Source organism: Streptomyces turgidiscabies Car8 (assembly GCF_000331005.1).
Classification (GTDB): domain Bacteria; phylum Actinomycetota; class Actinomycetes; order Streptomycetales; family Streptomycetaceae; genus Streptomyces; species Streptomyces turgidiscabies.
Window position 1 is genome coordinate 1 of the sequence record NZ_AEJB01000319.1, and the last position, 1,617, is coordinate 1,617.

Below are 1,617 nucleotides of genomic sequence, written 5' to 3' on the forward strand. Positions count from 1 at the left end.
GCGCCGAGCCAGCCGGCCAGCGGGTAGGTGAGCAGCCAGCAACTGTGCGAGAGGGAGAACTGGGCCGCGAACGCCGAAGTGCGCGCCTCGGCCGGCGCCGCCCGGCGGATCAGCCGTCCCGTCGGAGTGAGCACCGTCGAGCAGGCCGCACCGAACGCCGCCCACGCGGCCAGCAGTGCGGGCCAGCGCCAACTGCCGCCGCCCGCCGAGGTGATGGCGCCGAGAGCGACGAAGACGACGGTGAGCAGCAGGGCTCCCGGCAGCATCACGGCACGGTCCGGGACCCGGTCGAGCACCCGGGGCAGGAGCAGGGCCACGATCATCGAGCCCGCACCGAAAGCGCCGAGCGCCAGCGGTACGTCACCGGCGCTCCGGCCGAGCTGATCACGGACGTAGACCACGGTGTTGACGGTGACCATGGCGCCCGCGGTGGCCACCGCCAGATCGAGGGCGAGCAGGGCGCGCAACTGTGGGACGGCGAGAAAGAGGCGGGCGCCCGTGGTCCTCTTCTCACGGACCCCGCCGGTCTGTGGAGTCCTGGTGAGGGCGGGTTTGGGGAGTGCGGCGGAGGCGACCAGGGCGGCCGAGGCCAGGAAGCCGGCCACCGTGCCCAGGAACAGCCAGTTGTAGGTGATCAGTGACAGCAGTGCGGCGGCGAGGGCCGGACTGAACAGGCTCTCCAGGTCGTAGGCGAGCCGGGACAGGGACAGCGCCCGTGTGTAGTCGCTCTCGCCCGGCAGTACGTCCGCCGCGACGGCCTGGAAGGTGGGGGTGAACGCGGCCGACGCCGCCTGGAGCAGGAAGATCAGGACGTACACCTGCCAGACCTGGTCCACGAACGGCAGCGACAGCGCGACCCCGGCCCGCGTGAGGTCCGCCGCCACCAGCAGCGCGCGGCGCGGCAGTCGGTCGGCGACCGCGCCGACGGCCGGGGCGATCACCACGTACGCCACCATCTTGACCGCGAGCGCGGTGCCGAGCACCGAACCGGCGTCGGGGCCCGCCAGGTCGTACGCGAGCAGCGCGAGAGCGACCGTCGCCAGGCCGGTGCCGGTCAGGGCGACCACCTGGGCGGTGAAGAGACGGCGGTAGGTGCGGTTGCGGAGTACGGAGAGCATGCGGCGGTCCCTTGGCCGGTCGGGGAGCGGGCGCGGTCCGACTCCACTCTAGCCATAGGTGCGCACCTGCGCACATGTTGATGCGGGAATCGGTACGCGGGCACGCTCGACGGGTCCGTCCTGCCTCTACGCTGAGGGCATGCCAGCTCGCGAGACCCTGCCAACTGCGGCCCATGCGCATCTGCGTGCCCCGGACAGCGCGCGTCTCGCGGAGGCGACCGAGGTGTTCGCGCTGCTGTCCGACGCGACACGGCTGCATCTGCTGTGGCTGCTCGCGCAGGGGGAGTCGGACGTCGGCTCGCTGACCGAGCGGTGCGAGGCGTCGAGGACGGCGGTCAGCCAGCATCTGGCGAAGCTGCGGCTCGCGGGGCTGGTGGAGACCCGGCGCGAGGGCCGGTACGTCCACTACCGCCTGCGGGACGGGCATCTGCGCCGCCTGGTGATGGAGGCGCTGAGCCACGCCGACCACAGGGTCAGCGGGAGCGCGCCGCACGACTGA

General features: G+C 72.7%; 2 protein-coding genes. One reads left to right on the plus strand and one right to left on the minus strand.

The annotated features are described in order from the left end of the window. Window positions 1–1,118: MFS transporter (locus STRTUCAR8_RS21220; protein ID WP_006377939.1), on the minus strand; the 1,118-nt coding region annotated here is incomplete at its 3' end. 139 nt (window positions 1,119–1,257) lie between these two features. Here STRTUCAR8_RS21220 and STRTUCAR8_RS21225 point away from each other — a divergent pair. Next, complete coding sequence (locus tag STRTUCAR8_RS21225; protein WP_006377940.1) at window positions 1,258–1,617, plus strand: ArsR/SmtB family transcription factor; 360 nt, start codon at window positions 1,258–1,260, stop codon at window positions 1,615–1,617.

What these genes read in the sequence shown, in the direction of transcription:
- STRTUCAR8_RS21225 (WP_006377940.1), top strand. Translation starts at nt 1,258, where the DNA reads ATGCCAGCTCGCGAGACCCTGCCAACTGCGGCCCATGCGCATCTGCGT.